Raw genomic sequence first — 25,954 nt, 5'->3', positions numbered from 1 at the left:
AGGTTCCCGGCACAGCTTACTGGTCCTGAACCGCTGCTTTTGGAGTGCTGCTTTTCACTGTCTGCTCTTCGTCCTCGCCTTTCCAGTTCAATGCCCCGTAAACCATACATCCGAGAGCACTTAATACACAAGAAACATATGCAAGCCAGATCTGTGGATCATCGATTCCTAACATCTACTACACCTACCAATATAATCTTCTGCCACTAGTTAACATGACACTTGTTAGCATAGTACATAAGAGCTTTTTGTTATTTAAGTATATTGTCTGAGGAAATTCAAGATCGGAGTAGACATAAGGCGTAATGTTATGTAATGTAATTTCATGCCACAATGAATACGATCCTTTTTATAATGAACAAGGCCCGGATATCAACTATGAACCCAACTAACATGTAACTATGGACCTGAATGTTAATTGGAAATCGTGTGCAAAAAAAGACTCCGGCGGTGAGAAGACTCAGGAGAGGGAGAAGACTCAGGAGAGGGAGAAGACTCAGGAGGGAGAGAAGATTGTAGGTGAACCCCTTTCGGGGCTCATTCTTTTCTATTGAGGGATATTTCTCGGAAGTTCTTTATTTCAATGTACACTCAGTAATTTCCCCGCCGAGGTCTTCCCTGAGCATACCAACAGCTTTTTCAAAATCATCTGTCTGGCCAAGTACCCACATAAGCTTGACAAGGGCAGTTTCGGGAAGAGTATCTTCCCCTTCGATTGCACCGGCTTTCAGCATATCACGGCCCGTGTCATAAACGCGGTCGCAGATCCTGCCGTTAAGGCACTGGGATGTAACTATTACAGGCATTTTTGCGTCCCCAACCTTCCGGAGCAGGGGAATCCATTTTGTGGAAACGTGACCCAGACCCGTACCCTCAATAACAAGCCCTCTGTATCCGTTATTTATATAATAGTCAAGGACTGTCGGATCTGCCCCTGGAGTGAACTTCACAATGGCACACTTCGGTTCCATTCCCGGCTTGAATTTGAGGGGCTTTTCTCCACGTCTGGTATAGTCAATGAAAGTCTTTACTTCTCCTGTACTGTAGTCTACAGTCCCTATCGGAAGGGAGTTTACGGACTTGAAAGCGTCCCTGCGGGAGGTATGCATCTTCCTGACTTTCGTTCCGCGGTGGATTTCACAGAAATCATCAGAGGTTGTGCCGTGCATAACCACCACGATTTCGGCAATTTCGCTTATAGCAACCCTGGCTGCGCAGATTGCGTTCATGGCGTTGTCGCTGCTCGGACGATCTGCACTTCTCTGGGAACCCACGAAAACGATAGGCACAGGCGTGTCTATCATAAAGGATAGGGCTGCAGCAGAGTACATCATCGTGTCTGTCCCATGAGTGATGATTACTCCCTCAGCTCCGGCTTCTATTTCTTCGACAACTGCTTTCGCGAGGTTTTGCCAGGAGTCAGAGTCCATGTTTTCGGAGAGGATACTTGAGATTACCCTTCCTTTAAAGTCCGCAATTTCCTTCAGTTCCGGGATTGCTGCGAGGATATCGTCAGCAGTAAACTGGGATGTGACTGCGCCTGTACGATAGTCAATCTTGCTGGCAATTGTTCCGCCCGTAGAAAGGATTGCGATTTTTGGGAGCTTTTTTCCGGGTTCGGGAAGTTTTTCTCCCCTTGTTTTACATTCTTTTACGCCGTTTCCTCCTCCGTTTACAGTTTCTCCATTATTTTCCTGAAGGGTTACCCTTACCTTATCAATGGAAAAACCGGCGTTATACCCGCTGTTCATTTTTATTGCGATATATCCTTCCATGGAAGGCATTACTTTGCCTTCATAGACAGTACCGTTCCTTTCAATGCTTACCCGATCGCCCTGTTTGAATTCCATGAATGATCCCTTTCTGCTGATTTTTGAGATGCTGTATAATTTGTATGATACTATGAAGTCTAAATAATATTAAAGTTGAATGTGTTATTGAAACTAAATGTGTTATTGAATGTGCTTTTTATGTTTAGCTCACTTTATTCAGTCTTTCCTGTATTCTTCAACTACTGCAAGCAGGTTCTCAAAAGCCGAGTCGATTGAATCTTTAAGAGTTGCAATCTCCTGCTCGTTTAGTTCAAGTTCAGTCTGCCGCTTTCCAAGGTAATGCTGCATTTCTTCCGGAGCAGGCCCTCCTGCAATCTTTCTTCTCGTTATATTGGAGACCGGGTCAAGGGCTTCCTTTACCATCTTTTCCGTCAATCCCCTGCTTGAAAGCGACTCTCCAAGCACAACTTCAGCCACGGAGTCGATTTTTTCCATTGTGGGTTTTTCCATTTCCTTTGCAAGTATCCCGACAATCTGGTGGGCAGTCCTGAAAGGAATTCCGGTTTCTCTTACAAATGTATCTGCAAGCTCAGTAGCCGTTGTAAACCCTGTAATGGACTGGGCTGAAAGTACATCCTTATGGATTTTCATGGTCCTTACCATTCCTTCCATTACCCTGACCGATGCCCTGGAATTTTCTACCGAACGCCAGATATTGGGAGTTGCTTCCTGCAGGTCGCGGTTATAACTCAGGGGCAGGCCTTTGCAGATTGTAAGCAGGGACATAAGAGCTCCCACAGCCACTCCTGTTTTCCCGCGCATTAATTCTGCAGTATCCGGATTTTTTTTCTGAGGCATAATCGAAGAAGTGGAAGCGTACGTATCGTCCAGCTCTATGAAATTGAACTCGGAAGAAGACCAGATTACAAGTTCTTCAGCCATCCGGCTCAGGTTTATCATGAGGTTTGAAAATACTGAGGCGCATTCAATAAGGAAATCCCTGCTGCTAACCGCATCCATTGAATTTTCCAGCAGTCCATCAAAGCCCAGGAGTTCCTGAGTTCGTTTCCTGTTCAGGTTAAAGCCCGTAGAAGCAAATGCAGCAGCTCCGAGTGGGCAGAGGTTTACCCTGGAAAAAGCGTCCTGAACCCGGTCAAAGTCCCTGCCGAGAGCAGCTTCGTGGGCACAGAGGTGATGGGCAAGAGTAGTTGGCTGGGCATGCTGAAGGTGAGTAAAGCCTGGCATGAGGGTTTCAGTGTGTTTTCCTGCAAGGGTGACTAGAGTTTTTCTGAGGGCAAAGAGCTCTTCGAGCAGTCCGGTAAGTTCTTCTCTCAGGGTCAGCCTGATGCAGGTTGCAACCTCATCGTTTCTCGAACGCCCGGAATGCATCCTGCCTCCCACATCTTCCCCAACCATATCGATGAGCCTGGACTCAAGAGAGATGTGTATGTCCTCGTAGCTGAAGTCGAGCTTTTCCATCCCTTCTTCCCTTATTTTCAAAAGCCCGCTAAGGATTTTGCCGCAGTCTTCTTCCTTTATAATCCCCTGCTCTCTCAGCATTACCGTATGGGCAAGGTCCACTGCTATATCAGCATTAAAAATCCACCTGTCAGCCTCCATAGAGGAGGTATAATGTAAAATTTCTTTGTCCGGGGCAGCTTCAAGCCTGCCTCTGCGTAAAATGTTGCTCATCGGTTTTCCTCTGTATAATTGTGAAGTAAATCTGTATTGTGAAAGTCTTTATGTAATAATGATTCTGTGGGACATTGTGAAGTAAATCTATATTGTGAGAGTCTTTATTTAATAAGGGTTCTGTGAGATAAATGATATTGTGCGCTTGTATGAAGTCTCTATCACATTCTTAATTTGCAGGCATACAAGACGTATAAAATCCGCAGCGTGGTATTATTCCAAATACTTAAATATGAATCGGTTTTCAGGAAGTTTCCTGTAGGGTAAGTGTAATAATGAGGACTCGATGAGGACTCTTTAATGAGAACTCTTGCCATTTTTTCAAAAACATCCGAATCAGTACTCCGCTAATTTTCTATTCTTCATAAGGTTCTTCATAATATATGTCTCTTGATAACGGTATCTGCGGCGAAAAACTTGAAGTAAATTTCTATCTGGCTCCACATTGAGAATAGTTAAATATCTAGTGGACAACTCATTGATAAGCGTAATAATAGGGAAAGGAGTGGGGAGAATATGAACTATAAACTAATTATTATATCGTTGTTAGCAGTGGTAGCTTTGATGGGGGCACCCATGGCATCAGCTAAACCCAGCTTTTTAACATCTTTCAATCAGCACTATGAAACTGCAGGCACAAGGCTTGATTCATGCACTACCTGTCATAACGGGGAAGCCATAAATCCTTATGGCAGAGCATATTTAGGAAGTGGGAGAGATTTTACATCTATCGAAAATCTTGACTCGGATGGGGATGGATTTACGAATCTGGCTGAGATCAAGGCCTTGAATTTTCCCGGAAATCCTGATGATCATCCACAAACCACATCAGAAATTATACCTGAAACACCCGTAAACGTAACTGAGCCATCGGTCAATGAAACTCCGGAACAGCCAACTACTGAAGTGCCAGTAAGCAATGCAACTCCGGAACAACCAACTACCGAAGTCCCAGACAACGCAACTGAGGAACAGGAGTCCCCAGGATTTGAAGCTATTCCAGTGGTTGTCGGGTTATTAGCAGTAGTGTGCCTGATGAGAAGAGATATCCGGAAATAAAGCGTAAATTCGTTTAATGTCCGCAGCCTCAAAGTACAACCGAATCTCACCGATCTATGAGCTAATAGATTTGCCTCTGGAACTTCTCTTTTTCCGGAGATGGAGAAAAGAGGCACTTTCAGGCCTGAGCGGAACAGTTCTGGAAGTCGGGGTGGGGACCGGAAGGAATCTTAAATACTATCCTTCAAGCTCTCTGGTTACAGGAATAGATAACAGTGAAGGGATGCTTGAAAAAGCTCGGGAGAAAGCCGGAGGCATGCAAAATATCACTCTTCTCCTTATGGATGCCGAGCACCTGGAATTTCCGGGCAAGAGCTTCGATTACGTGGTTACGACTTTTGTCCTCTGCACAATCCCTGATCCTCTGAAAGCTCTTAAAGAAATGAGACGCGTCCTGAAAACGTCGGGAGAAATGATCAATTTAGAGCACGTTCGAAGCAGCAATTCCCTTATTTCCCTGTTTGAAGACTTAATCAATCCGGTTCTGTTTTTCCTGCTTGGGGATCATACGACCCGACATACCCTGAAGAATCTCGAAGAAGCTGGCTTTATCATTCAGGAAGCAAAAAAACTGGCATTTAAGGACGTTTTCAGGAAGATTCGGTCGAAACCTTAAAAGTTACGTATCCTCTTCAAATTCAAGGGGGAATTTTCTACCCCGAAAAATATACAATAATTTTGTCATACATTTATGAAGTTGATTGTGTCTCACAAGTATGTTTTTTATACCTGGCTAAATTTTTAATTTTCCAGCAAATCTGTGAAACTTATTTTTCCCCATATAATTTGAAGAGGATACAAAAGCTCTAATAAATGAAAATATAAAATAATGTAATAAAAATAGGTAAAATAAATGTAAAAATTACAAATTCAGGATTCAGCAATGGGGGGTTAATTTCTGGTCGAGGAAACCTTAAAAATCGAAGGAATGGCATGCAATCACTGCGTCGTAAGAGTGGGGAGAGCTATTGCTTCCGTGAAGGGAGTAGTAGAAGTGGATGTAAACCTGGAGAAAAGAGAAGTAGTTGTGAACTTTGAAGAATCCATGACTGACCTGGAAAAAATAAAGGCTGCTATCCGGGAAGCAGGGTACGAGCCCTTATGAATCCTTTTTTCTTATGTTGATCTATATTTTTCTGTTTGGCTCGGGTAGTATAAAAAAACTTCCAGCAAACTCAGGTCGTGGGACAAGTTACTGAAAAATCATATTCAAGAGGATGGATTGCTTCATATTTGGCCAAATGTGAAGGATGTGGGTCGTTTTGTCGTATTGAGAACTAATCGTAGATCTTTGCATCTGATATCATAGATAAAAAAATCGAATAATATTTGTTAAGTGATATACGGAGAGTGGTTGCAATAAATGGATTTATGGACAATTACGATTACGGCATGAGGGGGTATGGAGGTATGTTTTTCGGATCTCCAGGATGGGCGGCCAGTTACTGCCTAAAGAAAAGAAGAAGAACCGAAAAAGAGAAAGAAATTTAGGAGTGTTTAAGGCTAATCCCCGTCATTTTAATGGTGGGATACAGCCGTCAACTCCCTCATAATACGTCTGCGTCCAACGTTTTTAAACTTTTAAACCTATACCATATTGTCAAGTTTTTGCTGTTTGAGCTGTGAACGCTGAACAGGTCGGCTTGACTTTGCTCTGAACTTAAACTATAAGGTTCTTTGAAGAAGTTTCAAAGGTAAAAGTTTGAACGGTGTTGGCAAGACAAACATTATTTGCTCTAGGGCGGTATAGCATTGGTGCAAGCCCATAGATGCCTGCCAATTCATTGGCGGGAGCCGTCACAACAGGAAAAATTAAGAAAACATGAGATGAACAGAGAAGAAAGCACACGAAGTGCAGCTCAGACTATCTCTGCTACCTTCTTTTTAGATGCTTCAAACGCTTCTTTTGCCCTGGATTCGGTAAGTCCGGCTCCCATTGCAATTTTCAGGGCGGTTTCATCGGTGATCAGGTTCTCGGGGGCATGGGTATCGGTGTTCAACACAAGAGTTGCACCGATTTCGAGGGCAAGCCTTGCAACATGACCATTTGTCCTGTTGTGCCCGTTCCTTGCAGTAATTTCAAGGAAGATATTATTCTCTGCCGCAGTCTGGACATCTTCCTGAGAGATCAAGCCGGGATGAGCCAGGATATCTACATACTCGCAGGCAACAGACGCTGCATTTGTCCCGGGGGCGACAGGTTCGGATATGGTTTCTCCGTGCACAACCACGATTTCCGCACCCAGCTCTTTTGCTTTCTTTGCCAGGGGAGCAATCTTTCTTGGAGGGACATGCGTAAGCTCGACTCCGGACAAGACGCGAATATCCCATTCATTTTCCAGGTATTTTGCTTTCTTTGCAGCATCAAGAAGCTGTTCGAGGTTTGTATAGTCTGCATGGTCTGTAAGTGCAATAGCCTCGTAGCCGTGAATAACAGCCCGCCTGACGAGTTCGCTGGGGAGCAGTTCCCCGTCGCTGAAAATTGTGTGAGTATGAAGATCAATCAACCGGATCACCGTGTTTGAAACTCGTTTTATATATTACTGCTTGACTATTTTCATTGCTGAATGATATAGTTCACTTTATTAACTGAACTCCCTGATAAAATTACTCCGATTTTTCAGGACTTTCAGGATTTTCAGGATTTCCGGAGTTTTCAGGATTTCCGGAGTTTTCAGGATTTCCGGAGTTTTCAGGATTTCCGGAGTTTTCAGGATTTCCGGAGTTTTCAGGATTTCCAGAGTTTTCAGGATTGTCAGCCTTTCCAAGCCTTTCTGCAACTTCTGAAAACGCAAAATTCGGCTTGACATCTGTTATACTGATCCTGACCTTTTCTCCTACCTCAACTCCCTTTACGAAGACAACGAACCCTTCAATAAGCACTGCTCCATCCCCGCTTGAGCCGAGCTTCTCGATATCCACAACGAAATTGTCTCCTTTCCTTAGAGGAGCTGTAAGGAATTTCTTTCCGACAACGTAGATCTCCGCACTCTGCGATCTGGACGCTTGCGGGGAATAAGCCTTGACGTGGACAAAATTATCCCTGACTTTGTCCATGTAATCTTTGAACATGTCTCCCTGAAATACCTTTACCACAAAGTTTCCATTTGGTTTGAGTATCTTCTTTGCGCACTCAAGTGCTGAGGTTGAAAGCTCAATTGACCGCGCATGATCGTAAGACCAATTTCCTGACAGATTGGGGGCTGCATCACAGAGCACTACAGCTGCACCTTTTTCCCCGACGATCTTGATAATCTTCTTTATTGTCGAGTCTGCATTTATGTCGCCCATGATGGTCTCGACTCCTTCAATCGGAGTGATCCTTTGCAGGTCTACGCCCAGAACCTTCCCTCCGGAAAGCTCTTTTGCAACCTGAAGCCACCCGCCCGGAGCTGCACCTAAATCAACAACCGAATCTCCCCGATTGATAATTTTATGTTTCTCATTGATCTGTTTGAGCTTGTAGGAAGCCCTGGACCGATACCCATCCTCTTTTGCCTGATGATAATAATAATCTCTTCTATCTCTTGCCATTGCTTACCTTCCCTGCATTGAAAGCTGATATAGCTTGCGCAAAAGTCTGTTTGTCAATAATTGCCAAGGTATTGTTTGGAATCACACATATCGATCATGTTAAAATCAATATATATCAACTGTATTTTAGTGGAATAAATAGTTGAGAATCTTCTGAATCCTGTATCTTCTGAATCCTGTATCTCCTGAATCCTGTATCTCCTGAATCCTGTATCTCCTGAATCCTGTATCTCCTGAATCCTGTATCTCCTGAATCCTATATTCCCAGAATCCTATATTCCCAGAATCCTATATTCCCAGAATCCTTATACTTCAACATCAACCTTCTTATTCTTACGTTCGTTCATACTGAATAAAATTACAGAGCAAATTAATACACTCACAGCGACCCATACTGCTTTAACTCCAATAAATAACGTAAGCAACCCTCCCAAAATAGCTCCTGCTAAAAACGAAAGGTTAATCGTAGAATACCGAAAAGCTTGCAGAGCTGATTCACGGTCTTTTTTTGTGAAAGCAATATAAGCTTCCTGTGTAGCTGAACGTAAATTTCCTGTGATCATGGTTGTACTATAAGGAGAATCAACCAATTTGCGAAATGAAGATACCTGAACTGAAGAGACAAATGAAACCGCAACAGTTACAATGATATTCGGACTCGTGTAGGGTATAAAGCCTATGATGAAAAGGACTGCAATTTCAAGAATTAAAACGGCCCTTTCGGAATCAGGTATAAACAGGCGCATTGAAGGTTTTTTTATCATCTCAGCAACCACTACTCCGACTATAAATGCCAGAATCGGGACCGCGTGAAGCATTGCTTGCCCCCATTCTCCTGTTGCGGCTTCTATGCCCATGAGTACAACATTTCCGGTCTGGGCATTGGCGAAAACACCGCCTCTCCCTACGAATGTATAAGCATCCAGGAATCCTCCCACAATTGCAAGAAGTATTCCAAGCTCCACAGATTCGGGAGTCAGATTACGGAAACGTATTTTTCGTCCATCATTCAGCATTGGCATCTTTATCACTCAGAGCTCAAAGAGCCCGATTTAACAGTAACAAGCCTGCCCCGTATTTATATTTAACCCATATTATATTATATAGAAAACTCTATTAAAAACGATTATTATCTACAAGGAAAGTGCTCTCCTTGAGTTTATTGCAGTAGAGAACAGTTTGTAAGGACAAAAGGAAGAAAATGTAGTGTCAAGCGTAATGGATTCAAATATGGATTCAAAAATGAATTCAAAAAACGCACATGATATTCTTCAAATAACATGCCCACAGAAATGAAAGTACTTTTCAAATCACAGTACTTTCATGCCAGGAAAAGGAATAAAGATTCGTGCACCCCTAACTTAGGAAGGTCTTTCTTTAATCACCATTATCGGATATGGGACAGAATATGGTCCTGATTGATTTGCAGAAACTCCTGCAACAATAATATCAGGATAGGGGCTAAACTTCCCTGACTTCTACCTTTTTTGAAAATATCTCACAGCAAATGCTTTCCGGCACTTCACAGTACATCTTTTCCGGCACTTTACAGCAAATACTTTCGGTTTCTTCACAACAGATATCTTCTGCAGCTCAAAACTGTTCTAAGGATTTCTTCCCCGCTTATCTTTTCCATCTTAATATCAGCCGGCTTTTCGATAATCTCAAGGTTCAGAGGGAGGCGCTTCTGGGCATCCTTTATCAGCTGGGCATCTCCGCTCATGATAACACGGTCTATTCCGGGATTTTCTTCAAGGACTGTTCTCAGGGTCTCAAAGACTTTGTCCATATGGTGGGCAATATCCTCTTCCCTGAGGCGTTCGAAACGGCGCTGGGAAAAGCCTCCCTTGCTGTGCTTTTCCTTGACGCTGCTCTTGATATATTCTTCCGTATCGAAGACCCTGGCATCAGGGGCAAAGCCTATGAAAGACTCGCCGGCATGCAGGACAAGAACGAGCATGCGGTAGTCGGTGTTCAGGCTTTCTTCAAGAGGAGCGATCTCAAAACTGTCCTTAAGTTGCCAGGCAGAAGAGGGGACAGGGACAGGAGGGACTATGGCTTCGGAAATCATGCGGTGCAGGTCGTAGAAAAAGACCAGGCCCGTCTCAGGGTCAAGCCTATCAAGGAGGGAACGGGTTTCCTCTTCGACCAGGCCAAGGGTTTTTTCGTGAAGTACAGCTGAAAGGCGAGTTCCGGGGGGAAGATAAACGGTTAAAAGGTCATTTGCAGGAGAGTGAAGGGACTTGAGTTTGGAAAGGTAAGCCTTAACAGCCGACTGGCTCAGGGTTTCAACTCCGCGAAACTCCAGCTTGCCCCGGGACTCATCCCTGATTGTTTCAAGTTCGTGGGAAAGGGTATGGGTCCGGACGAGCTCCTGGTTTAAACGAGACTCAGCTTCCTGCCTGTCAGCAACTGCCTGCCTTGCAAGGGCTTCTTTCTTTTCGAGCTGGTTTTTCGCACTCCGAAGGCCAAGTTCGAGTTCAACTATCCTGGAGTTAAGCCTGTCAACCTCAACCTCCAGACGGTCTTTTCCGGAGATTTTTCCTAGAATGGTGCCGAAACCTTTTTTTCCATCTGCGGTAACTTCTCTTTTTGCAGCTTTTTTATCGGTCATCTGCCTTCCTGCCCTTTCTCATAATATCTAATCCCATCCAGGAAACTCCCAAAAGTAACTGGACTGTATAATATTAGTAATACCTTATTAATTATGCGAATCACATTACCGGTGCTATAAGCCAGTTACAGATAAGCGGGGACGGCATTGAAGATATTATATAATTAATACGGCATTTATTACCCAGGACAACTATTAAACTACCAGCTATGCCTGATAATAGAAGTTATATTTCAGATAATTAATACGGGATTTATGGCACAGGGCAACTATTAAACTATCAGCTATGTCCGAAAATAGAATTTATAGTTAGAGAATAGAATTGATTGTCTGAGAATAGAAGCTATATTTCCTGCAATACTTACTAATAAAATGGAGCCTCTATCTGATTTATCCGTTCTTTATATTTCGAAAGTTTTAAGAATATCATATTTAATGTCACTTTGATTTTCAGGATTTTTTCCAAAAAAGGGAGATAATTTCCATACTTAATTCTTATAGATTACTTCGGTGCCTGAATGAAAAAACCATTGAAAAAGTCTCAAACGCAGGAGGATCAAATGAATCCTGACCAGAAAAATCCACACGTTTCCGGACTGGAACCTGAGAATTCAGGTCAAAATGAACCGGATGGAGTAAAGTTGAAGGATTGGATGGACAGGAAAAATCCTGCCCGGATCAAGGCTGAGAAAATCCACCCTACTCTATGGATCCAGGGACAGAAGAGTTCTTCCCTTGCCGGGAAAACTATTGTCCTCGGTGTTACAGGGAGTATTGGAGCGGTCAGGGTAGTTGAACTTGCAAGGGAACTGATCCGGAATGGGGCAGAAGTCCATGCAGTCATGACCGAGGCTGCAAAGCATATCCTGCACCCTGACGCCCTGCACTATGCTACCGGAAACCCTGTAATTACGGAACTCGGAGGCAGGGTGGAGCATGTGGAATTTTGCGGGTTTAAGGGCAGGGCAGACCTCCTCCTGATAGCGCCGGCAACAGCAAATACCATAGGAAAAATCGCGTACGGAATAGACGATACCACAGTTACCTCTTTTGCAACAACCGCTCTTGGCTCCGGCATTTCTGTTATGGTTGTCCCCGCAATGCATGAGTCCATGTACAGGCACCCGGCTGTGATTGAAAATGTAGCGAAATTGAAAAGCTGGGGGATCTCCATGGTGGGCCCTAAGTTTGAAGAAGGCGTTGCAAAAATTGCCTCAAACGAAGAAATAGTGCTCGAGGTGGAAAGGGCGCTTGGGAACCGGAGCCTTGAAAACCGGAAAGTGCTTATAACAGGCGGTTCCACTGCTGAAAGCCTTGACCCTATCCGCATCCTCACGAATCGGGCCTCCGGAAAGACAGGCAAAGAACTTGCCCTTGAAGCTTACCGCAGCGGAGCTGATGTAACCCTTGTGCACAGGGACAGGCTCGGGCTTGCAGGGATCAGGGAAGTCTTTGCCGAAAGCGCTGCGGAAATGACCGAAGCCGTGCTCTCGGAACTGGAAAATGGGTATGATGTCCTGATAAGTTCTGCAGCAATTGCAGATTATACAGCCGAACCTTCTCCGGAGAAGATCAAATCGGGAGGAGATTTTGTGCTCAAACTGAAACCCACTCGAAAACTGATAAAGGAATGCAGGGAAAAACACCCTGAACTCGTGATCATAGGCTTTAAAGCCGAAACAGGAGTCGGGAAAGAAGAGCTCCTTAGAAGAGCAGCTGTAACCCTTGAAGGAACAAAACTCGATATGATTGCAGCAAACGATGTAGGAAAAGGTGGAATGGGTACTGAAGAAAATGAACTTTACCTGCTTGGAAAAGGAGAGCCCAGGCATGTCAGCGGAAACAAGCGCAAACTTGCAGCCTGTATCCTTGAGGAGGTAACCGGAATTTTAAACTCACGACAGGTCCTCTGAGAACCTGATCGATTTCTGGAAATTAAAACCAACTAACGGAGCTGGTACAGTACCTGATCTGCTTTATCGGCTGACTCTACAAATCATCCTGCACAAGATTCTACAAAACAGAAATGAACTTTGAAAAATAGCTTAAACAACAAAAAAGGCGTTTTCTATGTATACATACGAGAGTGAAGGGGCTGACTTTTTAGCAAAAGCATATGCTCCAGGGCATATAACAGGTTTTTTTCAGATTCATGAGCATAAAGACCCCCACCAGAAGGGATCTACTGGCTGCGGAATTGTTCTGAATGGAGGAGTTACGACCGAGGTAATGGTTGGAAAATCCGTGGAAAAGACCGAGATTTTCCTCAATGGAAAGAAAGTTGAAGGCAGAACCACCCGTACAGTGATAGAGATGTTAACCGATGTGCCTTTAAGAGTAAAGAGCTGGGCTGAAATCCCGATTGGGTGCGGGTTTGGGGCCTCGGGGGCAGGAGCGCTCGGGACAGCTTATGCTCTGAACAGGGCGCTTTCCTTAAATAAGACCGTAAAAAGCCTGACTGAATACGCTCATGTAGCTGAAGTCGTTAACCGCAGCGGACTTGGAGACATTGCTGCCCAGTCCAATGGCGGAGTGGTAATCAGGCTGCAGCCCGGAGGCCCCGAATTCGGAAGCGTAGACAGAATTCCGGCTCCTGAAGCAAGAGTTTTCTGCATTGCGCTCGGGGAGATTTCTACAGACTCTGTCCTGACAGACGAGATTGCAGCAGGAAGGATTAATTCTGCAGGAAAAGCCGCAATGTCCGAACTGCTTAAAAAACCCACTCTCGAAAACTTTATGCATCAGGCAAAAGACTTTGCCAGCAATACAGGCCTCATGAGCAGTACGGCAAAGGATGTAATTGAGGTTGCACATGCGAGCGGAGGAATGGCTTCTCAGGCAATGCTTGGAGATACGGTTTTTGCAATCGCCCCCTACAGCCAGGAATTTATGCTCTACGAAGCCCTTCAGGAATTCGGGCAGGTTCTGGAATACGGTATAGGGACCTGTGTACCGAGATTGATGTATGAGTGAGCCTCAAGGCAAAAATCTATTTACTTTTTTGAACATCAGACAAGAAAATATTAATTTGCAGAAAATTTGCATATAAAGAAACTATGCTATATAAGGAAACTATAATCGAACGAAGTGACTCAATAAAATTATAAAGCTGACAAGTAAAAAGGTAAGCGACATATATGACCGATATACCCCAAGACCACCCGAGGTACGAATCCCTGCTCTCCCGTGAAAAGGTTGCAGCCGGGGTAAAGATGGGAATTACAAGTATTCAGGGGCTTATTGCCCAGGGAAGAGGCGAAAGCTTTGACTACCTTATAGGCGAGCGCAGCACCGAATCTGCCCTCTATGCAGAAAGGGCGGCAGTTGCTGCACTCCTTCTGGCAGAAAACCCGGTTATTTCCGTAAATGGTAACGTCGCAGTCCTGGCTCCTGAAAAAGTCGTTGCCCTGGCAGACATTACCGGAGCCAAGATTGAAGTAAACCTCTTCCACAGGACTGACACCCGGGTGCACCTCATAATAGAACACCTGAAGGCCAACGGAGCTTCAGAGGTGCTTGGAAAGAATCCGGACGCAAGCCTTGAACTCTCCCACGCTAGAAGGCTTGTGGACAGCAAGGGGATCTATACGGCAGATGTCGTGCTAGTTCCCCTAGAGGACGGAGACCGCTGTGAAAAACTTGTAGAGATGGGAAAGACTGTCATAACAATCGACCTGAACCCTCTTTCACGGACCTCCAGAACCGCCACAATATCAATTGTAGACAACCTCACAAGGGCTCTCGAAAATATGGCAAAGCTTGCACAAGAAATGAAAAAGGAGAAGAAAGAAGAACTTGTGAAGCTGATAACGACTTACGAGAACAAAAAAGCCCTCTCAGAGGCCATTTCCGAAATTCAGGAACACCTCAAAACCCTGATTGCAGAAGTAGAATACTGAAAGCAGGATACTTACATGGACCTGATAGAAAAAACGAGGGAATTTGCGGTTACCTTCCACGAAGGGGAACCCAGTTCCCACGATATGTCCCATATAACCCGCGTAGAAGCCCTCTGCAGGGAAATCCGGAAAGAAGAGGGAGGAGACCTTCTCATTCTCCAGCTCGCAGCTCTTCTGCATGACGTAGGGGTTATCAAAGAACATGAGGAGGGGGGAGACCATGCCCTCTACAGTGCGGAGATAGCCTCCGAATTCCTGGGGAGGGCAGGCGTTGAAAAAAAGACTATTGAAGCTGTGGCATACTGCATCCTGAATCACAGGTTTAGCGGGGGGAAAAGCCCGGAAACAATAGAAGCCAGGATCCTTCAGGATGCCGACAGGCTTGATGCCCTGGGAGCGATTGGGATTTTCAGGTCTATCCTTTCAATGGGAGCTCTCAGGATGCTGAAGCATTTAACAGGAATAGATAAAGGTCCCTCAAAAAAGACTGTCTATGTTCAGGACCCTGTTGAAGGCTTTAACGAATACATGCACTACAAGCCTTTCACAATCCCCAAAAAGCTGAATACCGATGCAGCAAAGAGGATTGCAACAGAAAGGCTGAAGATAATGCACCTCTACCTTGAAGCTCTGAACCTGGAAACCGGAGCCAGCGAGTGAGAGCAGATAAGAGATCTAATTTTACGGATTTTGGGCAGAAAAATCTCAACACTCCAAAAGCCGGGTTATCGTCTGAAATCCTGTAAAACTTCATACAAATTTTCATACTTTACCAGACTGAAACATTTTTATAAAGATATGCACTTTATTAAGATTACAGGATAATTCTCAGGATTAAAGGACAATTCTCAGGACAACTTTTTTAGGAAAACTTCTTTAACTTCAGTTAATTATCTAACAAGTTGCCTTTAAATAAAGTTGCCTTTAAATAAAGTTGCAGTTCAATACCCTACTACACTTCAATACCCTACTACACTTCAATACATTACTACACTTCAATACATTACTACATTTCAATACATTACTACATTTCAATACCCTACTACAAAACCTGACGGATATGATCACATGGCTGACATAATAATAAAAAATGCTTACGTTTTAACAATGGATCCTGATGCGGGAGACCTTAAAAACGGGACTGTTGTTATTGAAGACGGAAAGATCACGGAAATCGGGGAAAAAACAAAAGAAAGTGCCGACACCGTGATCGATGCAAAAGGTTCGGTAGTAATGCCAGGGCTTGTAAACACGCACACCCATGCAGCAATGACCCTTTTTAGGGGTTATGCCGACGACCTTCAGCTTGCGGAGTGGCTTGAGAAACATATCTGGCCTGCCGAGGCCCAGCTGAAGGCAGAAGATGTTTACAAAGGCAGCCTGCTCGCATGCCTGGAAATGATCAAATCCGGAACAACATCTTTTGCAGATATGTATTTTTTTATGGATGAAACTGCAAAGGCTGTTGAAGCATCGGGACTTCGAGCCTCCCTCTCCCACGGCCTGATAGAGCTCTGGAACAAAGAAAAAGGAGAGGCTGACCTCAAGGAAGGAAAGCGCTTTGTCCAGGCCTGGCAGGGAGCAGCCGACGGCAGGATAAAGACCATGTACGGACCTCATGCCCCGAATACATGCTCGGATGAGTTTCTTGCAAAGGTAAAAGAAGAGGCCAGCAGGGACGGAGCAGGCATCCATATCCATGTCCTGGAAACCGAAGCCGAACTGAATGCAATGAAAGAAAGGTACGGGAAGTGCTCGGTGCACCTGCTCGAAGACCTGGGGATTTTCGGCCCTGATGTGCTTGCTGCCCACTGTGTATGGCTATCGGACGGGGACATAGAGATTTTAAGGAAAAGGGGAGTAAATGTATCCCACAATCCCATAAGCAATATGAAACTGGCATCCGGAATTGCCCCGGTATATAAGATGCTGGAAAAAGGAGTGAATGTCACCCTTGGCACCGACGGCTGTGCTTCAAACAACAACCTTGACCTGTTTGAAGAAATGAAGACTGCTGCCCTTCTGCATAAAGTGAACACATGCAACCCTACTGCTCTTCCGGCTCGCCAGGTACTTGAAATGGCAACCGTTAACGGGGCAAAAGCCCTTGGCACGGAAACCGGAATGTTGAAGGTGGGAAAGAAGGCAGACCTGATCATTGTGGACATGAAAAAACCGCATCTTACTCCCTGTTTTGACGTTCCTTCCCATCTGGTATACTCTGCAAGAGGAAGTGATGTCAGGACAACAATCGTGGACGGAAAAGTCCTTATGGACAATTACAGGGTACTTGTGCTGGATGAGGAGAAAGTGACAGAAGATGCCCGGAAAGCCGCAGAAGAGCTTGTAGCAAGGGTAAACGCCTGAAAAATCCATGCCCTGGTATAGTCCATGTTCTGGTGTAATGCTTTAAAGTATACTGGAACAATATACGGGAAAAATAAATACTAGAAACCCGAATACACCACAGATTTATTTTATTTAATCTGTACCCGAAGTAAAAATTTGTGCGAATTCGAAAAATAAGCCTATCTACTATAATCGAATATAACCATCGAATTCAACCGCCTATCTGATAATGACGGGATTATTATGACCGAAAAAGAACTCGTAGAATCCGGAAACATGAAAATGGAATGGGCAAGAAGCCACATGCCTGTGCTTGCAATCATCAGGGAGAAGTTTGAGGAAGAAAAACCCCTGAAAGGGCTTAAAGTAGGAATGGCCCTTCACGTAGAAGCAAAGACCGCAGTCCTTGTCGAGACCCTGGCTGCAGGCGGCGCACAGGTTGCAATTTCAGGCTGCAACCCCCTGAGCACCCAGGACGATGTGTCAATGGCTCTCGATACCCGGAAAAATATAAGCTGTTTTGCAAAATACGGGTGCAATACCAGCGAGTACTATGAAGCTATAGATAAAGTCCTTGACTTTGAACCTGACATCACAATCGATGACGGGGCAGACCTGATATTCAAACTCCACAAAGAAAGGACAGGTATGCTCCCGAATATCCTCGGAGGCTGCGAGGAAACCACTACAGGGGTCCACAGGCTTCATGCCATGGAAAAGGATGGCGCACTTAAGATGCCGGTAATAGCGGTAAACGATGCCATGACCAAATATCTCTTTGACAACCGCTACGGGACAGGTCAGTCAGCCTGGGACGGGATTAACCGGACCACAAACCTCCTTGTAGCAGGCAAAAACGTTGTTGTTGCAGGCTACGGCTGGTGCGGGCGCGGGGTTGCAATGCGGGCTACAGGACTGGGAGCAAATGTAATCGTCACTGAAATAGACCCCATCCGAGCCCTTGAAGCCAGAATGGACGGACACAGGGTCATGAGAATGGCAGACGCTGCAAAAATAGGAGAGATCTTTGTAACGGCCACAGGAAACCGCGATATCCTTACAGCCGACCACTTCAAGGTCATGCAGGACGGGGCAATCCTTGCAAACTCAGGACATTTCAATGTGGAAATCGACATGGAAGCCCTTGCCTCCCTTGCAAAAACAGTCAGGACCGTCAGACACAATATCAAAGAATATGACATCGGGAACAGGCGCATAAATGTCATAGCCGAAGGCAGGCTTGTAAACCTCGCTGCCGGTGACGGGCACCCTGCCGAGGTCATGGATATGAGTTTCGCAAACCAGGCTCTCTGTGTGCGCTACATTGCCGAAAACAATCTGTTGAACGGAGTCCACGGAGTCCCCAGGGAACTTGATACCTATGTGGCAACACTGAAGCTTGAGTCAATGGGCATAAGCACCGACAAACTCACTTCCAAACAGGAATGCTACATGAACGGCTGGGAGTGCGGGACGTAATCAGAAAAGAAGCAGCAGAGACTATTTTCAGTAGCTTTAAGCTTTAATCCTTAAAGTGCAGTGAATATTGGATATATTTCCAGCTTAGGAAAAATGATAGTATTTACTGCACCTGATTTTTAATAACAAAGTAATCTATATATATAGAAATACTTTCAACATCTGATATAGATTTTATTTTTTTTAAAAAATTCAGTGTATAAAATTTCTGTTTTTTTGCATAATTTCCAAAGTAATTTTTACTGAAAAAGAATCTACTTAAAAAGGATAAACATAAAGAACATAGTGAACACTTGAAAATCTAGCCATAACTCATTGCAGACCCTGTTTTAAGATAAGAATAGATTGGGATATGCCCGGAGAAGATGTGAAATGGAAAAAAGCCTCAGAAAATCTGGTATTGATAATATCAGGGATATTCCCTGGGGAACACACTTCTGCCAGTTCTACCAGACAAAAGAAGATTTAATAGACATACTTGTCCCCTACTTCAAAGCAGGGCTCGAAAATAATGAATTCTGTATGTGGGTCACATCGCAACCTCTGGGAGTAGAAAGCGCAAAAGAAGCTCTTGAAATGGCTGTTCCTGACATTGATGCTTACCTTGAAAAGGGGCAAATCGAAATTATTCCCCACAATTACTGGTATGTAAAAGAGGGTAGATCCGGTTCGGAAGAAGGTGGATCCGGATCGGAAGAGGGTGTATTCGATTCGGAAAAGGTCTTAAACGGCTGGATTGAAAAACTCAATCATGCCCTTGCCAGTGGATACGATGGCTTGAGGTTGAGCGGGAAAACTTTCGGGCTGGAAAAAGAAGGTTGGAATGGTTTCATTGAATACGAAAAAGAAATAGACAACATTATCGGCAACTTTCATATGATGGCTCTATGCACCTATCCTCTCGACAGGTGCCACGCAACCGAGATAATCGATGTGGTCATCAATCATCAGTTCGCTTTGATAAAAAGGGAAGGAAAATGGGAGCGGATAGAAAGTTCCAGGCGCAAAAAAGCAGAAGAGGAAGCTGCTCAGGCTGCAAAAGACTGGGAATATACCTTTGATATTGTGCCGGACCTGATAGCCATACTTGATGCTGAATATGGGGTTGTTCGTGCAAACAAGGCCATGGCGGCAAGATTGGGGGTGACGCCGGAAGAGTGTATCGGGTTGACCTGCTATCGTGTTGTCCATGGGATGGACGAGCCCCCCTCTTTTTGCCCGCATCGGCAATTACTTGAGGATGGACTTGAGCACACCAAAGAAGTTCGCGAAGAAAGCCTTGGTGGCGATTTCATAGTAACCGTCTCACCATTGCATGATTCCGAAGGAAAACTCACTGGATGTATTCATGTCGCCCATGATATCACCGAGCGCAAACGGGCAGAGGAGGCACTGCGCCGGAGTGAGCAGCGCGTCAGGCTGAAGTTGGAGAGCATTCTCTCGCCTGATCGGGAGATGGCTAACCTGGAGCTTGCTGATATCGTTGATGTCCAGGCGATCCAGTCCCTAATGGACGATTTCTATAAGCTTGCTCAAATTCCCATGAGCCTGGGGGATCTCAAAGGCAATTTTCTGGTGGGTGTCGGATGGCAGGAGATCTGCACCAGATTCCACAGGGTTCACCCCGAAGCCTGCAAGCACTGCATAGAAAGCGACACAAAACTATCCGCGGGCGTTGCCCCTGGAGAGTTTAAACTGTACAGGTGCAAGAACAACATGTGGGACATAGCGACCCCCCTCATTGTGGGCGGCCAGCACGTCGGCAATATTTTATCAGGGCAGTTCTTTTTTGAGGACGAAACTCTGGACTATGAGCTTTTCCGGGCCCAGGCTAAAAAATACGGCTTCAATGAGGAGGAATACATAGCAGCACTTGAAAAAGTACCACGGTTGAGCAGGGAGGCTGTGGACACAGGCATGACCTTCTTCATGAAGCTTGCCCACATGTTCTCACAGTTAAGCTACAGCAATATCAAGCTGGCCCAATCGCTGTCGGAACGCGATTCCCTGGTAGATGCGTTACGGGAGAGCGAGGAGCGTTTCCGGGCAGTCCTTGAGAACTCACTCGATGTGGCTTACCGGCGAAACCTTCAGGCCGACTGCTATGATTACATGAGCCCGGTAGTAGAGCAGATCACCGGCTTCTCTGCCCAAAAGATGAGCGCCATGAGCATCAATGAAGTTCTTGATCACGTTCATCCCGATGACCGTCCCCCGGTTACTGCGGAACTGGCCCAGGCATTCGATACAGGCCATGGAACCCTCGAGTACCGGTTCAAGCGCAAAGACGGAAAGTACCGCTGGTTAGCCGATCACTTCACGGTGATCAAGGACCAGAATGGCATGCCTCTTTTCAGCGGAGGTATCATCCGCGACATTACCAGGCAAAAGCAGGCTGAGGAAGCACTGATAAGAAGTGAGAATAAATTCCGTACATTGGCTGAGAATTCTCCTGACGTGATTTCCCGCCTTGATAGACAAAATCGATATATGTATGTTAATCCTGCAGCTGCGGAACCTTATGGCAGCTCTCCAGAAGAAATCGTTGGGAAAACTAATAGTGAACTTGGGATGGACCCTGAAAATGTGAGATTCTGGGAAGGGCATTATGAAAATGTTTTCACCACAGGCAAACCCGAAACAATGGAATTCCATTATAAATCGCCTCAAGGAAAAGAATACTATTTTAATACAAGAATAGTACCGGAATTTGTTGGCGGCGAAGTGTCTTCTGTTCTTGCTATTTCCCGTGATATTACAGATGAAAAAGAAGTAGAAGCTAAGTTAAAAGAAGCATATGAAAATTTAGAAAAATTAGTTGAAGAACGAACACGGCAGCTTGCGAAGGCTTATAACTCGTTGAAAGAGAGTGAAAAAGGTCTTGCTGAAGCTCAAAAAATGGCTCATATTGGAAATTGGGATTGGAATCTTGTAACTGGTGAAGTATACTGGTCTGACGAACTGTATCGTATTTTTGGACGCGAGCCTCAAGAATCGGGTGCATCTTTCGATGAACTTTTAAATTATGTACACCCCGAAGACCGGGACTATTTGAGTAATGTCATTAAGAAAGGATTAAATGGGAAGCCCCATGGCATTGATTACAGAATTGTCCGAGCTAGTGGGGAAGAACGCGCAGTCCATGCCCAGAGCGAAGTTATTTTTGATGAGGAAAATATACCTATTCGAGCGAAGGGAATAGTTCAGGATATTACTGAGCGGAAAAAGGCAGAGGATATGCTAAAAGAGAACGAGGGCAAATTGAAAGCTCTTTTTAATCTGCTGCCTGTTGGAGTTTCAATCATCGATAAAGAAAGAAATATCCTGGATTCAAACCTTGCTCTGGAAAGAATCATGGGTCTCTCCAGATCAGATTTGCTCAACGGAAAGTATGGAGCCCGAAAATATATCAGTTCAAATGGAACGAAAATATCGGCCGAGGAGTTCCCCAGCGTAAGGGCTTTGAAAGAAAAAGGGTCGATTCAAAGTTCTGAAATTGGGATAATCAAGGAGGATAGCAGCATCATCTGGACGGATGTGAGTGCAATCTCTCTGCCGTTTTCTGATGGGCAAGTAGTTGTTACCACAAGGGACATCACCGAAAGCAAAAAAACCGCAGAAGAACTTCAAAAAGCCGAGGAAAAGTACCGTATAGTTACGGAACGGACAGGGCAACTAGTATACGATTATAATATAGAGGGAAATGCTGCGAATTGGGCAGGCAGTATCAAAGAGTGTACAGGATATACTCCAGATGAGTTTAGAAATACGAGTCTTAAGTTCTGGCGATCTCGTATTCATCCGGAAGATCTGAATAGGTACCTGGAAAATTATGACAAGTATATAAGTTCTGGAGAAGCTTACAGGACAGAGTACCGTTTTAGAAAAAAGAATGAAGAATATGTTTACTTTGAAGATAATGGGATCTGCCTTAGAGACAAAGAAGGTAACGTAAACAGAATTCTTGGGGTAATTAAAGATATTACAGAAAGAAAGAAGGCAGAAGGGAACCTTAAAACTATCGAGATTGCCCGTAAAAAGGAAATTCATCACAGGATCAAGAATAACCTGCAGGTAATTTCGTCCCTTCTTGACCTTCAGGCTGAAAAGTTCAACAACAGAAAATGTGTAAAGGATTCGGAAATTATGGAAGCCTTCAGGGAAAGCCAGAATAGGGTTCTATCTATGGCTCTTATCCATGAGGAACTGCATGAAGGCAAAGAAATCGATAAACTGAAATTTTCGCCATACCTTGAGAAACTCGCTGAGAACCTTTTCAAGACATACAGCCTTGGAAATGCCGATATCAGCTTAAGCCTGGATCTCGAAGAGAATGTTTTCTTTGATATGGATACTGCAGTCCCGTTAGGGATAATTATTAATGAACTTATTTCCAATTCCCTCAAACATGCATTTGTAGATAGAGACAGAGGAGAAATCCGGATCAAGCTCTATAGAGAAAAAACCGGGGAATGTAAGAAAAATAGAACCGGAGGCAAAAAAGAAGATTTTAAGCCCACCAGTTTCGTTTTAGCAGTTTCAGATGATGGGATAGGTGTACCTGAAAGTTTTGATTTGAAAAATCCCAACCGGCTCGGCATACAGCTGGTAATCGCCCTTGTAGACCAGTTAGAGGGTGAACTTGAATTAAAAAGGAATTCTGGAACTGAATTTATCATAAGGTTCACAGTGGAAGAAAAGCAGTAAAAAAGAAAAGCAGTAAAAAAGAAAAGCAGTAAAAATCCGTATTTCGAGAAATTTGTTTACCTGTAATCTTATTCCATGTTATATATCTAATATTTAGACATATAATGTCCAACAATTACTTAAGTTTCCGGGAAACTTAACCTGAACCCGATTAAATAACTGATTTATCTATAAAATGATTGATTTGATTGATTTAATACTATGATTAATAAGTGATATCAATTGATGCTTCATTTTTGCAATTGATGCTTCATTTTTGGAGAGGTAACTGTCGGGAAAGCGGCAAGTGATTGAAAATCGGGGCAAAAGTTTCCGTCTAACCCGAATATATGGAGAAATAAATAGAATTTTGACTTTACTTTTAAAAAAGTAAAAATTCTCGTACATATAACTTTCCGGAAGATGCAGAAAAATATATGGATAAATTCAACACACATTAGTAAAATTTGAGGAATTATTTAAAAAATATGGGGAAAAAAGCAAACCAGGCGTAAACTATAAATAGAATAGCTATAATTAGAGGGTTGCACTGGCGTAAGAGGTGCTCCCTAATGCAGCGGGGCAATAGGGTGGCATGCTAAGAAATTAGCCTTCCGTGGTGCAAAATACAGAGGTAGAGAGATAAGCAAAGCGGGCCCGTAGCTCAGTCCGGCAGAGCGACTGGCTTTTAACCAGTCGGCCTAGGGTTCAAATCCCTACGGGCCCGCCATGTTCTTTATTATAACCGGTGGATAGGCCATCCGCAGGAAATGTCCAGTAAGTTTTTTGAGATGCTTTATTTTTGGAGGAAAGGATTTGACAAAATTCAGCCTGCTTGACCATGAGTCAGTCCCAAAACATGAGATAATTGCAGAGGGCGAATTAAAGTCTGTTTTAAGCAAATTTTTAATTGAGAAGGAACAGCTTCCGAAAATTAAAGTGCAGGATCCTGTTAGTAAAGAAATAGGAGCTGCCGTCGGAGATGTTGTGAAAATCACAAGAAAAAGTCAAACTGCAGGGGAAGCAGATTATTACAGACTTGTGATTGAGTAAGCGGGGGGGAATTAAAACCGCTTGCATGATCACATTTTTTTCACGGAACATCTTTTTGAATCCCATGCACCATCGTACGGAAAGATTCAATAACTGCATAAAGATCTTAGGATCATCGTTTATTTATTTTCATTTTAACAAAGCAAAGAGGGTGCTATCATCACGTTAGAAAGCAGTATACTGTCGCAGGCTTATTTTACACGGGACAAGATAGTGCAGCACCATATAGACTCATTTAACAAGTTTATAGATTACGGGCTGCAAAAGATCATAGACGAACAGAGAATTATAGAGACCGACATTGAAGACACCTATCTCAAACTTGGCAAGATCCGGGTAGAGCATCCGGTGGTAAAGGAGGCAGACGGGGCAATTGAGAAACTGTACCCCAACGAAGGAAGGCTCAGGAACCTTTCGTACTCAGGCCCCCTCTACCTGGAGATGAGTGTCGTAAAAGAAGGAATTGAGTCCGAAATAATAGAAGCAAAGATCGGGCAACTTCCTATTATGGTCAAATCCAAAATCTGCAACCTTCTCGGGCTTAGTGATACCGAGAAAGTTCGCTATGGAGAAGACCCTCTGGACCCCGGGGGATATTTCATCGTCGGAGGTACGGAAAGGGTAGTCATGACCCTTGAAGACCTTGCCCCCAACAAGATCCTTGTTGAGTACGGAGAACGTTACGGTGACTCTATAGAAGTTGCAAAGGTATTCTCCCAGAAAAGAGGATACAGGGCACTCGTAATAGTGGAAAGAGGGAGAAAGTCCCTGCTTGAAGTGTCTTTCCCTTCAATATCCGGCAGAGTGTACTTTATTACACTTATGAGGGCTCTCGGGATAGTAACTGACGAAGATATCGTAAACGCAGTTTCAAGTGATCCCGAAATTATTAAATTCATGCTGGAAAACCTTGAAGAAGCCGAAGTAGAAACCCAGGAAGAAGCAATCGAGAAGATTGGAGCGAGGGTTGCTGCAGGGCAGGCCAAGGAATACCAGATAAAAAGAGCAAACTACGTTATTGACAGGTATCTGTTCCCTCACCTCGGAAACGACATGAAAGAGAGGACTTCAAAAGCCCATTTCCTGGCAAGAATGGCTGAATCCTGTTTTGAGCTTGCACTTGGCAAGCGTACTGAAGATGACAAGGACCACTATGCAAACAAGAGGCTGAAACTTGCAGGTGACCTGATGGAAGACCTCTTCAGAGTATCCTTCAACAGGCTGGCAAGAGACATAAAGTATCAGCTCGAACGTGCAAACATGAGGAACAGGGAACTTAATGTTGCCACAATTGTAAGGGCAGACGTCCTGACTGACCGCCTGCAGCACCCCCTGGCAACAGGAAACTGGGTTGGAGGAAGGACCGGTGTTTCCCAGCTTCTTGACCGGAACGATTACATCTCTACCCTTTCCCACCTGCGCCGCGTAATTTCGCCGCTTTCCCGTGCCCAGCCTCACTTCGAGGCTCGTGACCTGCACGCAACTCAGTGGGGACGTCTCTGTCCTTCCGAGACCCCTGAAGGTCCAAATTGTGGTCTCGTGAAAAACTTTGCCCAGATGGTCGAACTCTCTACAGGAACAGAAGAGATAGAGAGCATAAAGAAAATGCTCTACGACCTTAATGTCGAAAAAATAGTTGTAAAGGTGCCCGAAATCCCGGCAAGAATAAAAGAAATATTACTTGATGAATTCGGGGAAGAGATTGTTGAAGAGTTTGAAGAGCCTCCAGAACCCGAAAGCAAATACAAAGATGAGGACTTCTACGATTATTCAGATATGGACGACTCCGGATCGTTCAGTGACTGAGGGGTTGATGT

20 protein-coding genes, 1 tRNA gene and 1 pseudogene are annotated in these 25,954 nt (G+C 44.4%); 15 read left to right on the top strand and 7 right to left on the bottom strand.

Translation table 11 applies throughout. The features are described 5' to 3' along the window. Nucleotides 1–16: 16 nt before the first annotated feature. Nucleotides 17–175, bottom strand: a complete 159-nt coding sequence (locus EO92_RS18280) for a symporter small accessory protein (RefSeq protein ID WP_200894968.1) — start codon at nt 173–175, stop codon at nt 17–19. A 226-nt stretch (nt 176–401) separates the two neighbouring features. Here EO92_RS18280 and EO92_RS17720 point away from each other — a divergent pair, with 226 nt between their 5' ends. Then, on the top strand, nt 402–554 hold the full coding sequence (locus tag EO92_RS17720; RefSeq protein ID WP_156165773.1) for a hypothetical protein: 153 nt from the start codon (nt 402–404) through the stop codon (nt 552–554). 21 nt (nt 555–575) lie between these two features. On the opposite strand, the gene gatD is transcribed toward EO92_RS17720, so the two are convergent. Continuing rightward, nucleotides 576–1,850 (bottom strand): Glu-tRNA(Gln) amidotransferase subunit GatD, encoded by a 1,275-nt coding sequence (gene gatD, locus EO92_RS09285; protein WP_048171095.1) that lies wholly within the window; start codon nt 1,848–1,850, stop codon nt 576–578. A gap of 138 nt (nt 1,851–1,988) precedes the next feature. After that, nucleotides 1,989–3,464, bottom strand: coding sequence for an argininosuccinate lyase (gene argH, locus EO92_RS09280; RefSeq protein WP_048171093.1), 1,476 nt, complete (start codon nt 3,462–3,464; stop codon nt 1,989–1,991). A 576-nt stretch (nt 3,465–4,040) separates the two neighbouring features. Here argH and EO92_RS09275 point away from each other — a divergent pair. The 4 genes from EO92_RS09275 (at nt 4,041) to EO92_RS18275 (ending at nt 6,014) form a co-directional block, all read left to right on the top strand. Further along, nucleotides 4,041–4,523: a PGF-CTERM sorting domain-containing protein gene (locus EO92_RS09275; RefSeq protein WP_156165772.1), complete on the top strand. Its 483-nt coding sequence runs from the start codon at nt 4,041–4,043 to the stop codon at nt 4,521–4,523. Between the two features lie 16 nt (nt 4,524–4,539). Continuing rightward, nucleotides 4,540–5,139 (top strand): class I SAM-dependent methyltransferase, encoded by a 600-nt coding sequence (locus tag EO92_RS09270; RefSeq protein WP_048171089.1) that lies wholly within the window; start codon nt 4,540–4,542, stop codon nt 5,137–5,139. 282 nt (nt 5,140–5,421) lie between these two features. Then, entirely contained in the window at nt 5,422–5,628 is a 207-nt protein-coding gene (locus EO92_RS17125) for a heavy-metal-associated domain-containing protein (RefSeq protein WP_156161081.1), read from the top strand. Nucleotides 5,629–5,873: 245 nt separating this feature from the next. After that, complete coding sequence (locus EO92_RS18275) at nt 5,874–6,014, top strand: hypothetical protein (RefSeq protein ID WP_200896757.1); 141 nt, start codon at nt 5,874–5,876, stop codon at nt 6,012–6,014. A gap of 368 nt (nt 6,015–6,382) precedes the next feature. Here EO92_RS18275 and EO92_RS09260 read toward each other — a convergent pair whose 3' ends face one another. The 4 genes and pseudogenes from EO92_RS09260 to EO92_RS09245 form a co-directional block, all read right to left on the bottom strand. Further along, on the bottom strand, nt 6,383–7,030 hold the full coding sequence (locus EO92_RS09260; protein WP_048171087.1) for a histidinol phosphate phosphatase domain-containing protein: 648 nt from the start codon (nt 7,028–7,030) through the stop codon (nt 6,383–6,385). 232 nt (nt 7,031–7,262) lie between these two features. Beyond that, nucleotides 7,263–8,057, bottom strand: a pseudogene (locus EO92_RS09255) (23S rRNA (uridine(2552)-2'-O)-methyltransferase); the annotation flags it as partial. 305 nt (nt 8,058–8,362) lie between these two features. Next, nucleotides 8,363–9,079, bottom strand: coding sequence for a YoaK family protein (locus EO92_RS09250; protein ID WP_048171085.1), 717 nt, complete (start codon nt 9,077–9,079; stop codon nt 8,363–8,365). 548 nt (nt 9,080–9,627) lie between these two features. Then, the gene (locus tag EO92_RS09245) at nt 9,628–10,671 is read right to left on the bottom strand and encodes a Vms1/Ankzf1 family peptidyl-tRNA hydrolase (RefSeq protein WP_048171083.1); all 1,044 of its coding nucleotides are present in this window, start codon (nt 10,669–10,671) and stop codon (nt 9,628–9,630) included. A 653-nt stretch (nt 10,672–11,324) separates the two neighbouring features. Between EO92_RS09245 and coaBC the strand changes: the two genes are divergently transcribed. The 10 genes from coaBC to EO92_RS09195 all read left to right on the top strand — a co-directional run bounded on the left by coaBC (nt 11,325) and on the right by EO92_RS09195 (nt 25,943). Beyond that, a complete protein-coding gene (coaBC, locus tag EO92_RS09240) occupies nt 11,325–12,584 on the top strand; it encodes a bifunctional phosphopantothenoylcysteine decarboxylase/phosphopantothenate--cysteine ligase CoaBC (protein WP_048171121.1) in 1,260 nt (419 codons plus the stop codon). A gap of 157 nt (nt 12,585–12,741) precedes the next feature. Beyond that, nucleotides 12,742–13,644: a pantoate kinase gene (locus EO92_RS09235; protein WP_048171081.1), complete on the top strand. Its 903-nt coding sequence runs from the start codon at nt 12,742–12,744 to the stop codon at nt 13,642–13,644. 164 nt (nt 13,645–13,808) lie between these two features. Further along, the gene (locus EO92_RS09230; RefSeq protein WP_048171079.1) at nt 13,809–14,570 is read left to right on the top strand and encodes a 4-phosphopantoate--beta-alanine ligase; all 762 of its coding nucleotides are present in this window, start codon (nt 13,809–13,811) and stop codon (nt 14,568–14,570) included. 15 nt (nt 14,571–14,585) lie between these two features. After that, a complete protein-coding gene (locus EO92_RS09225) occupies nt 14,586–15,230 on the top strand; it encodes an HD domain-containing protein (RefSeq protein WP_048171077.1) in 645 nt (214 codons plus the stop codon). Nucleotides 15,231–15,638: 408 nt separating this feature from the next. Continuing rightward, nucleotides 15,639–16,937: an amidohydrolase family protein gene (locus EO92_RS09220; protein ID WP_048171075.1), complete on the top strand. Its 1,299-nt coding sequence runs from the start codon at nt 15,639–15,641 to the stop codon at nt 16,935–16,937. A 225-nt stretch (nt 16,938–17,162) separates the two neighbouring features. Next, nucleotides 17,163–18,398 carry an adenosylhomocysteinase gene (locus tag EO92_RS09215; protein ID WP_048171073.1) on the top strand — a complete coding sequence of 412 codons (1,236 nt, stop codon included), beginning with the start codon at nt 17,163–17,165 and terminating at the stop codon, nt 18,396–18,398. 372 nt (nt 18,399–18,770) lie between these two features. Next, nucleotides 18,771–23,105, top strand: a complete 4,335-nt coding sequence (locus EO92_RS09210) for a PAS domain S-box protein (RefSeq protein ID WP_048171071.1) — start codon at nt 18,771–18,773, stop codon at nt 23,103–23,105. A 632-nt stretch (nt 23,106–23,737) separates the two neighbouring features. Then, nucleotides 23,738–23,814: transfer RNA gene (locus EO92_RS09205), tRNA-Lys, on the top strand. Between the two features lie 86 nt (nt 23,815–23,900). Next, a complete protein-coding gene (locus EO92_RS09200) occupies nt 23,901–24,137 on the top strand; it encodes a DNA-directed RNA polymerase subunit H (RefSeq protein WP_048132370.1) in 237 nt (78 codons plus the stop codon). Between the two features lie 213 nt (nt 24,138–24,350). Next, complete coding sequence (locus EO92_RS09195; protein ID WP_048171070.1) at nt 24,351–25,943, top strand: DNA-directed RNA polymerase subunit B''; 1,593 nt, start codon at nt 24,351–24,353, stop codon at nt 25,941–25,943. Nucleotides 25,944–25,954 lie beyond the last annotated feature (11 nt).

Source organism: Methanosarcina sp. 2.H.A.1B.4, assembly GCF_000979385.1.
In the GTDB taxonomy this organism is placed as follows: Archaea; Halobacteriota; Methanosarcinia; order Methanosarcinales; family Methanosarcinaceae; genus Methanosarcina.
Note: the sequence above shows the minus strand (reverse complement) of the source record. Positions and strands in the feature narration are given on the sequence as shown.

Coding starts and splice junctions, on each gene's coding strand:
- EO92_RS18280 (WP_200894968.1), bottom strand. CDS start 175: ATGTTAGGAATCGATGATCCACAGATCTGGCTTGCATATGTTTCTTGT.
- EO92_RS17720 (WP_156165773.1), top strand. CDS start 402: ATGGACCTGAATGTTAATTGGAAATCGTGTGCAAAAAAAGACTCCGGC.
- gatD (WP_048171095.1), bottom strand. CDS start 1,850: ATGGAATTCAAACAGGGCGATCGGGTAAGCATTGAAAGGAACGGTACT.
- argH (WP_048171093.1), bottom strand. CDS start 3,464: ATGAGCAACATTTTACGCAGAGGCAGGCTTGAAGCTGCCCCGGACAAA.
- EO92_RS09275 (WP_156165772.1), top strand. CDS start 4,041: ATGGCATCAGCTAAACCCAGCTTTTTAACATCTTTCAATCAGCACTAT.
- EO92_RS09270 (WP_048171089.1), top strand. CDS start 4,540: ATGTCCGCAGCCTCAAAGTACAACCGAATCTCACCGATCTATGAGCTA.
- EO92_RS09250 (WP_048171085.1), bottom strand. CDS start 9,079: ATGCCAATGCTGAATGATGGACGAAAAATACGTTTCCGTAATCTGACT.
- EO92_RS09245 (WP_048171083.1), bottom strand. CDS start 10,671: ATGACCGATAAAAAAGCTGCAAAAAGAGAAGTTACCGCAGATGGAAAA.
- coaBC (WP_048171121.1), top strand. CDS start 11,325: ATGGACAGGAAAAATCCTGCCCGGATCAAGGCTGAGAAAATCCACCCT.
- EO92_RS09235 (WP_048171081.1), top strand. CDS start 12,742: ATGTATACATACGAGAGTGAAGGGGCTGACTTTTTAGCAAAAGCATAT.
- EO92_RS09230 (WP_048171079.1), top strand. CDS start 13,809: ATGACCGATATACCCCAAGACCACCCGAGGTACGAATCCCTGCTCTCC.
- EO92_RS09225 (WP_048171077.1), top strand. CDS start 14,586: ATGGACCTGATAGAAAAAACGAGGGAATTTGCGGTTACCTTCCACGAA.
- EO92_RS09220 (WP_048171075.1), top strand. CDS start 15,639: ATGGCTGACATAATAATAAAAAATGCTTACGTTTTAACAATGGATCCT.
- EO92_RS09215 (WP_048171073.1), top strand. CDS start 17,163: ATGACCGAAAAAGAACTCGTAGAATCCGGAAACATGAAAATGGAATGG.
- EO92_RS09210 (WP_048171071.1), top strand. CDS start 18,771: ATGGAAAAAAGCCTCAGAAAATCTGGTATTGATAATATCAGGGATATT.